Below are 7,979 nucleotides of genomic sequence, written 5' to 3'. Positions count from 1 at the left end.
CCGGGGCGAGCCGCATACCACCGGCCTTCGAGCGACGTCCGAGCAGCCGCCCGGAACCTGCCGGACGTCTTGGTGCGCCGCGCCGCGACGGACCCGTCAGCCGGCGCCGTGCGCTTCCGACGAAACAAAGACGGCGGCCCGGCGACCTCGAAGCGCCGGTTCGGTTCGCACAACCCGTCCTCGCCGCCGCGCCGTGACCGCGGACGTCGCCGTCGTCCAGGCGCCGGTCTTGCGAGATCTTGCCTCTGTCTCACCTGACGTTCCCGGATCTGCATCGTGGAGGCAAGATCAAGTGAGACCGCAAGTCAGAGGGCGCGGTGCATGATGTGGAGCCCGACATAGCCCTTCGTCGGATGCCGGAAACCTTCTGGCAGTGTTCCCAGCACCTCGAATCCGAGGGACCGATAGAGCTGCACCGCGTGCGCATTCGTCTCAACGACTGCGTTGAACTGCATCGCCCGGAAGCCGGCTGCGCGCGCCCACTCCGCCGTGTACGCGCACAGCGCCCTGCCCACGCCCCGTCCGGAGTGCGCCGGGTCGACCATGTAGCTGGCGCTCGCGATGTGCGAGCCGTTGCCCATGTGGTTGTTGTTCATCTTCGCCGTGCCCAGGACCGTTCCGGCTTCGTTGACGGCGACGACGGTACGGTTCGGGGCCGACAGGAGCCACCAGTCGCGGCCCTGCTCCTCGCTGAGATCGATCGGATAGGTGAAGGTCTCGCCCGCGGCGACGATCTCGTGAAAGAAGGGCCAGATGGCGGACCAGTCCTCGGCGGTAGCGTCCCTGATCAGCATTGGGACAGGATGCTGGCAGGGCCGCAGAGCCGCCAACACTTTTCGTGCCCAGGGCAATCTCAAGTGAGACACCGCCGCACATCCGTCCGGGACGGGCAATGCCACATGAGACATCTTCCAGAATCCGTCTCATGTCATCTTGCATCCGGCCAGGTCACAGGACCACGCACCGGCAAGACCAGGTGAGGCGGGACACCTTCGTCGTGGTCACATGCACCTTGGTCGGATGCACGTGATCAGACGAAGGCCGCCCCAACGTCCGGCGAATGCCCAGCTGGGCTACCCAGTTCGATACGTCGTTCGAAATCAGTCAGGCAGCGCCACGGTGAGATCCACCTCGACGAGCTGTCCGGGAAAGCCCAGCTGGGCAACGCCCAAGAGCGTGCTGGCGGTGGTGAACGCCGGACCCAGGGCAGACTCGGTGAGCCGACGCCATACGGCTGCGAGGTTTTCCCTTTCGTCGCTCCGCACGTAGATCACCGACCGCACCACGTGTTGCGCCTGGGCACTCGCCGCTGCCAGGGCAGTGAGCGCGTTCGCGATCACCTGGTCGACCTGCATGTCGAGGGAACCGGGACCGACGAGGTCACCGTTCCGATCAAGCGGGCACTGTCCCGCCAGGTAGGCCGTACGCCCTGCCTCTACCACCGTGATGTGGTGGTAGCCGGGCGTCTCATGCAGCAGCTCGGGGTTGATGCGGGTGATCTTCTCAGTCATGTCCGCAAGTCTGACTAGCGTGGTGGCAGCACGCACCACAATTTCCCCTCCGGGCTCCTTGGTAGCTCGGGGTTGGGACACCGACACGAGCACCATGGAAGCCCTGCTGTTCCAGTTTTGCCTGCCGGTCCCCGTCCCGTCCAACTCCCGTGTGTCGTTGTGCGATTGCTCGCGCACCGGTTCGGGAACGCGTCCGACCGCCCGAACCGGGTGCCGGTGTCTCCGTCGGGCATGACGGACGCGGAGTGGGAGGTGGTGCGGGACGCGATGCCGACTCCGGCGTGGCCGGAGGGCCGGGGCGGGCAGCCGGAGGGCTACTGCCACCGCGCGATGCTGGATGCGATCCGGTACGTCACCGACAACGGGATCAAGTGGCGTGCGACGCCTGTCGACTTCCCCTCGTGGGACCGGGTGTATGCCTTCTTCCGCAGGTGGCGGCACCACGGCCTGGCCAAGGAGTTTCACGACCGGCTGTGCGGTCAGGTCGGTGAGGCCGAAGGTCGCACGGCGGAGGCGACCGCGGCGATCACCGACTCGCGGTCGGTCAAGGGTGCAGCTTCGGTACCCGCTGCGTCACGCGGCCATGACGGTGGCAAGAAGATCAACGGCAGGCGTCGGCACGCCATCACGGACTGTCTCGGCCTGTCACGATGGTGTTCGTGTGTGCCGCTGGCGTTACCGACCGGCAGGCCGCCCGCATCATGCTGCCCTGCCTGCGGACACGGTTCCGCAAGATCACGCTCGTATGGGCCGACGGCGGCTACTCCGGTCGCCTGGTCACCTGGGCGAAGGAGAATCTTCAGCTCGCCCTGGAGATCGTCAAACGCAGCGATGACATGAAGGGGTTCGTGGTCCTGCCGAGAAGGTGGGTGGTGGAGCGCACGTTGGGGTGGCTGATGCGTTCGCACCGTCTGGTGCGGGACTTCGCGACGCTGCCCGCCAGCAGCGAGGCGTTCATCCACTTCTCGCAGGCCATGCTCATGAGCCGCCGCCTTGCCCGTCCGGCTTCCCAGCCACGGCAGGAGCAGTCACGGTGGACTGCCGCGGCATGAACCGACCCAACGGCGACACGGCCAGCCACCCCCGCTCGGCCAGGCGCCTCGCCCTGGACCGCACGCCCTCGATCTTCGCCGGCACCACTGGCAGTTCCAGCCGGGCCGCGATGCAGGTTCGTCGTTGCGGGCGGTCAGGGCGCGCATGGCGATGAAGGAGGCCATGACCTCGGGGGTGATGACGGCTTCGGTGCCGCCGGCGATGACGATGTCGGCGGCGCCGGTGCGGATGCGGTCGGTGGCCTGGCCGATGGCTTCGGTGCCTGAGGCGCAGGTGGCGAAGATGGTGCGGGCTTCGCCGCGCAGGCCGAGTTCGATGGCCAGGTGCGCCGAGGCGCTGTTGGGGACGGTCATCGGTGCGGTGTGCGGGGAGACGCGGCGGACGTCGTGGTCGCGCAGGGTGTGGGAGGCGGCTGCCAGGACGGGGGCGCCGCCGATGATGCTGCCCAGGCACACTCCCAGGCGCTCGGCGTCCAGGCCGTCGGTGGTATCGAGGCACAGTTCACCTCGATGCCCGCTCTCTCCGCCAGGACCAGCACCGTGGCAACGAAGCCCTCGGACGGGGCGCCCATGACGGCGTGGCTCATCCGCCGATGCCACGCGAGCAGGGCGTCGACGAACGCTTTGAACCCGCCGGGGTCGATCTGGCACTCGTCAGCGTGCATGGGCCCGATTCCGGATGGTGGACCCAGATCGGCTTGATAGACGCTCACCTGGCTCATGAACAGGCGGGAGGCCCATTCAGTAGAGCGGGAAGCCCCAGCCACCCGGATACCATGGCTCGCGTTCGCCGCGGAAAGCCGTCGAGGCGAGGGCAAGCGCACCGGGCCGCAGTTCCTCGATGAGTCCTGCGGCGGCAAGGCCGGTCAGTGTGGTGCCGCCGAGGAAGGCGGCGCCGAGTTCCGCCGGTGTCAGGTGCAGGTCGGCCGGTGCGGTGGTGGGTTCGCAGACCGCAACTCCGCCGTCGGCCTGCAGCCGGTGGCGTCCGGTGTTCCACGGGCAGAAGTCGTCCCGCACATCGAGCACAAGGTCGAGTGGTTGGGTGTAGCGTCGGCCTGCCAGGGCCCGGTCGATGTCCACCGGCCGTACCCACAGGCGGTCCACCAGTGTGCTCTGCACGGCTCGCGGATCGGTCAGCAGGTGCGGCAGCGGTTCGTCCACGGCGCTCTCGTAGTCGATCCGGCTCACCAGGTCGATTCCGGCGAGAAAACGCCACAACGCCGCATGGGCCGGGCGTGAGAGCGTCGCCAGCTCCAGCACCTGCACCGCGCCGGTGCTGCCGCCGAGCCCGTCAGGGACCGAGCCGTACCGGTAGAGGGCATAGCCGGTGGCGTGGCCGTCGTCCTCGTAGTGCACCGCGAAGCGCAAGGAGGTGGCGCCGCCCCGCCGGTGCGGATAGTCGGCCAGGCGCACTGTCCAGTGAGCCTCGTGCCGGTCGGGCCAGCCGACGGTGTTGGTGCGTGCCTGGTCGTAGATCTTCTCCAGCAGGGGGCGGGCCTCGCCGACATCGTGAAGACGGATGGTTCCGTCTCCGAAGTCGATGTCGGGGCGGAATCGCATGGCGCGTCGATCGCAGCGCATCAGGTTTCCGACCGTCGCGGGCCCGTAGCCGTAGCGTCCGTAGATGCCGGCCTCCGACGGACGCAGCACCGCGATCGGCTCGCGGCCGTTGTCGTAAAGGTCCGTCAGCTGTGCCCGCATCATCGACGTGAGAATGCCGCGGCGGCGGTGCGTCGGGGCCACGCCGACCGAGGCGATCCCTGCCGCGGGCAGGGTGCCTCCGGGAACGCTCAGCATCCGGCTGTACACCGAAGCGCCGGCCACCGGCACGTCACCGTCGAAGGCTGCCAGAGTTCGCTCCAGTTGCGTCGCGGCCCTTTGGTCCGCCAACTCCTGCTCCGAGCGGTCCATGCCGTAGGTGTCGGCAATCATGCGCGCCCAGGGTACGAACTCCTGGTCAGTGACCGGACGAAGCGGAAGCGGCGAGGTCGTCACCCGCCATGTGTACATCACACCGAGCCGGACCGGGAGACCGGCCCCGGACTCTGCCACGCTCCGCTCTTTCATGTTTCGGTGGTCGCCGTAGAAGCCATGGCTCGATCACCGGGCTTGACGGACAGCGCAGTTGCTACCGGTGCTGTCCGAAACTCGTGGACGAGCCACCATCCTCTGCGGCAACCGCTGCGCCCTGCACGGCCCGTCCGACCGCTGCGGACGTGTGACGCACACCCCGTTTACCAGGGTGGGTGGGAACCCGTGTGAGGACGGTTGCGAAGCCGTGATCAAACCAACCAGGAACGTGACGTTTCGCTGTGGGAGGTGCGGTCCCAACGGCAGCAGGCGCTGGGCCCGGCCCGCTGGCGGGGCGGCCGCGCGGAGGAGCCGGCCGCTGTTACTCGGTGTCGTCGGTGCGCAGGGTCAGGTCGAGGAGGCCGGGGAAGCGGGCGTCGAATTCTTCGCGGCGCAGCCGGTTGAGCCGCTTGGGGCCCTGGTCGCGCTGTTCGACCAGGCCGGCGTCGCGCAGAACCGAGAAGTGGTGGCTCTTTGCGGCCCGGCCGACCGGTACGTCGAAGTTGCTGCAGCTGAGCGTCCAGTCGGGGTGGCCGGCCAGCTCGCGGATCAGCTGCATGCGCACGGGATCCGCGAGCGCGGACAGGGCGGTGAGAAGCGGGACGTCGTCGGGGTGAGTGTGCACGGGCGCCGAACGGTGACTCGCGCATTCGGCCTGGTCCGACATTTCGAAGTCCTCCTCCGCCCAGTGTTCGATGGCCATCGTACAGTGCTAGTGTTCGCTTCCGGTCGAACACTCGTGGAAGGGTGGGCTTACGTATGCGTGCGGTTGAGTTCCAGGAGTACGGCGGTCCCGAAGTGCTACGGATCATCGAGGCCCCGGCGCCCGAGCCGGGGCCGGGCCAGGTGGCCATCGAGGTCGTCTGGGCAGGGGTGAACTTCGCCGACGTGAAAGCGCGTGCCGCGGGGTACCGGGTGACGTCGCTGCCCTACCGCCCCGGCTTGGACGTCTCCGGGCGCATCCGGGCGGTCGGCACGGACGTGGAAGGGCTGCGGGTGGGGCAGGAGGTCGCCGCACTCGTCGACGGCGGCGGCTACGCCGAGGTGGTCTGCGCCGAAGCCGCGACCGTCTTCCCGCTGCCCGCGGGGCTGGACCTGCGGACCGCGGCCACGCTGCCGACCGTGCTGCCGACCGCGCACGCCCTGATCCACGAGGTGGGGCGGCTGCAGGCCGGGGAGAGCGTGCTGGTGCACGGCGCGGCGGGAGGCATCGGCACGGTGGTCGGGCAGCTGGCCCGGGCAGCGGGCGCCGGCGCGGTCTACGGGGTGGCCTCCAGCGACGCCAAGGCCGACTACGCACTCAAGCACGGCTACGACGCGGTGTTCCGGCCCGACACCTTCGAGACGGACGTCCGCCGGGCGACCGGCGGCAGGGGCGTCGACCTGGTCCTGGACCCGGTGGGCGGCGAGACGCTGCGCCGCGGCCTGGAGGCACTGGCCGTCTTCGGGCGCCTGGTGTCCTTCGGCAACGCCAGCGGCGCCGAGCCCTGGCAGGCCGGGCAGGGCGAGCTGTACGCGCAGGGCCGCTCCATCGGGGGCTTCTCCGCGCTCTTCCTCGCCGAGTCCGCCCCCGACGCCCTGCGTGCGCTTACCGAACGTGCCCTGCGCACCGTCAGCGACGGAGCGGTCGTCCTTCCCGTCACCGCCGAGTTCCCCCTGTCGGACGCGGCCAAGGCACACCAGCTCATCGGCGGTCGCACGTCCACGGGCAAGCTGCTGCTGCGCGTCACGGACTGACTGCAGGCTCCCGCACGCGACGGGCCGCCAGGCGGGTCCACCCCCGTCGTGTCCTGCTCACCGTTGGTCGACCGGCCGGGTCCGAGGGAGGCCCCTGTTCACCGTGCCGCGACCTCCGGGGCCCGCCAGGCGCCGTGGGCGGCCTGCCGTATTTCGTGCTGCCGCAGGCACGATGGTGGTTACCGCGGCCGCCGGGGGCAGCCCTGCCGACGGCCCCGCGGTCGCCTGCGCCATCGCCCCGGCACCAGCCGGCTGCCGGCCCCGGCCCCTGCCCCGCCGTCGACATGGACGAGAGATCCCACCGCCGCGCCCGGCGTGTCCGCGGCGCCTGCGGAGCCGACCGCCGAGGCGGCTGCGTTCGCGCCCTGGCACTGCCTGGTGGTCGCCGCCGTGCTGCTCCTGATCGGTATTTCCTGCATGTCGTTGGGGACGGTGAACCTGTGGGAGGGGCGGCTGGAGCGGGCTTGTGGCCTGCTTCGGTTGTTCGTCGCCAGCGTTGGCAGCCTGGTGTCGATCGTTCCCCGTGTCCGTCGGCGGGGCGGTCGGCGGAAGTGGGTGCCGCACCGGAAATTTCGCGGGTGAGGCACCCAACCACATGTTGTTCTTCTGCAAGCCCAACATGTGCATCACCCGATCAGACAGCTCGAACTGTCTGGCATGCCTGGTCTGTCAGCCGGCGACGAAGCTCGGCGAGATCGGCTTTGGTGGCTCCGCCTGCCAGCAGGCAGGCATCGACGTCGAAGCCGTCGAGAGCCGCGAGGACGTCCTCCTGCGGGAACCGGTGTCCTGTCCGGCGGCAAACGACAATGTGTGCTCATCGGTGATGGCTTCGGTTTCGACGTCGGCCAGGGCCGGCAACAGCAACGACACCAACCCTGTGCGGTCCCCGCCGAGTCCGCAGCGAAACAGGGTGGAAGGCATCGAAGAGCTCGGTCACGGTGTGCTCGGGGGAGCGCACGCCCCTGTGGCTCCGGGCCCAGTCGATACGCGTCTGCTGGAATGTGCCAGCGGAGCGGTGCATGCGCGAGTCGCGCGGGAAGGCGGGCGGGCGGCGCGCGGAGCGCAGTGATACGTGGGTGGGTTCGGGGACCGCCGGTGAGCCCGTCATGATGTGTCCGTGGTGGTGGTGCGCGGGCCTGGCACGATGATGCTCCTTGCCTCGCAAGGTTCGTGGGCCGAACTGGCTGCTCTGTGCAGCGGATCCGTACGGATCCGCCCGCCGGCCGGTTCCGACGAACGCACCGTCCACGGCGCCTTTGGGCGCGTGACGCGAAGTGTCACCGGGGGCGGCACGCCCGGCGTGCGGCTGTCGCGGGTCTGCCCGGCCGTGGTGATCCCGATCGCCGGGGCTGCGGCTCTACCGGCTCACCGGCATCCGATCGTCCCTGGCTTGTAGGCGATGACGCGATGAGACGCTGCCGGACCCCGTCTGATTGTTTCCGTTCGATCTGCGTGTGGAGATTTCGAAAATATCGCTGATAGGTTTGTATATGCGGTGAAAGCCGTGACGCGGTTGGGGGGTTGCGGGATGGCGGTTGCGTCTGCGGCGGCTGCGTCACCCCGTGCGCGTCACACGCAGAGTGCGGAGGGGACACGGAGTGGCAGGGGC

Annotated in this window: 9 protein-coding genes and 1 pseudogene; 3 read left to right on the top strand and 7 right to left on the bottom strand. The window is 69.2% G+C overall.

The window, feature by feature from the left end; all coding sequences use genetic code 11:
- Nucleotides 1–305: 305 nt before the first annotated feature.
- Together B073_RS0138575 and B073_RS0138570 are read right to left on the bottom strand one after the other, a co-directional pair.
- The gene (locus B073_RS0138575) at nt 306–794 is read right to left on the bottom strand and encodes a GNAT family N-acetyltransferase (RefSeq protein ID WP_018543399.1); all 489 of its coding nucleotides are present in this window, start codon (nt 792–794) and stop codon (nt 306–308) included.
- 306 nt (nt 795–1,100) lie between these two features.
- Complete coding sequence (locus tag B073_RS0138570; protein ID WP_026248142.1) at nt 1,101–1,511, bottom strand: RidA family protein; 411 nt, start codon at nt 1,509–1,511, stop codon at nt 1,101–1,103.
- A gap of 231 nt (nt 1,512–1,742) precedes the next feature.
- Between B073_RS0138570 and B073_RS48665 the strand changes: the two are divergent.
- Nucleotides 1,743–1,916 (top strand): annotated as a pseudogene (locus B073_RS48665) (transposase); the annotation flags it as partial.
- Between the two features lie 254 nt (nt 1,917–2,170).
- Entirely contained in the window at nt 2,171–2,563 is a 393-nt protein-coding gene (locus B073_RS48660) for a transposase (RefSeq protein WP_234025270.1), read from the top strand.
- On the opposite strand, the gene B073_RS0138560 is transcribed toward B073_RS48660, so the two are convergent.
- The 4 genes from B073_RS0138560 to B073_RS0138550 all read right to left on the bottom strand — a co-directional run bounded on the left by B073_RS0138560 (nt 2,540) and on the right by B073_RS0138550 (nt 5,300).
- Nucleotides 2,540–3,019, bottom strand: a complete 480-nt coding sequence (locus B073_RS0138560; RefSeq protein WP_026248141.1) for a beta-ketoacyl synthase N-terminal-like domain-containing protein — start codon at nt 3,017–3,019, stop codon at nt 2,540–2,542. The two genes, B073_RS48660 and B073_RS0138560, sit on opposite strands and share 24 nt — an antisense overlap.
- The gene (locus B073_RS48655; RefSeq protein ID WP_234025269.1) at nt 2,914–3,285 is read right to left on the bottom strand and encodes a DUF6086 family protein; all 372 of its coding nucleotides are present in this window, start codon (nt 3,283–3,285) and stop codon (nt 2,914–2,916) included. The genes B073_RS0138560 and B073_RS48655 overlap by 106 nt, the downstream gene beginning before the upstream one ends.
- Nucleotides 3,286–3,304: 19 nt before the next feature.
- A complete protein-coding gene (locus B073_RS0138555; RefSeq protein ID WP_026248140.1) occupies nt 3,305–4,573 on the bottom strand; it encodes a GNAT family N-acetyltransferase in 1,269 nt (422 codons plus the stop codon).
- Between the two features lie 382 nt (nt 4,574–4,955).
- The gene (locus B073_RS0138550; protein ID WP_026248139.1) at nt 4,956–5,300 is read right to left on the bottom strand and encodes an ArsR/SmtB family transcription factor; all 345 of its coding nucleotides are present in this window, start codon (nt 5,298–5,300) and stop codon (nt 4,956–4,958) included.
- A 92-nt stretch (nt 5,301–5,392) separates the two neighbouring features.
- Between B073_RS0138550 and B073_RS0138545 the strand changes: the two genes are divergently transcribed.
- Nucleotides 5,393–6,370, top strand: coding sequence for a quinone oxidoreductase family protein (locus B073_RS0138545; RefSeq protein WP_018543394.1), 978 nt, complete (start codon nt 5,393–5,395; stop codon nt 6,368–6,370).
- Nucleotides 6,371–7,039: 669 nt separating this feature from the next.
- Here the strand turns inward: B073_RS0138545 and B073_RS49535 are convergent.
- Nucleotides 7,040–7,291 (bottom strand): tyrosine-protein phosphatase, encoded by a 252-nt coding sequence (locus tag B073_RS49535; RefSeq protein WP_018543392.1) that lies wholly within the window; start codon nt 7,289–7,291, stop codon nt 7,040–7,042.
- Between the last annotated feature and the right edge of the window lie 688 nt (nt 7,292–7,979).

The sequence above is a fragment of the Streptomyces sp. MspMP-M5 genome (assembly GCF_000373585.1).
GTDB lineage: Bacteria > Actinomycetota > Actinomycetes > Streptomycetales > Streptomycetaceae > Streptomyces.
This window is presented reverse-complemented; position numbering and strand designations above follow the sequence as displayed.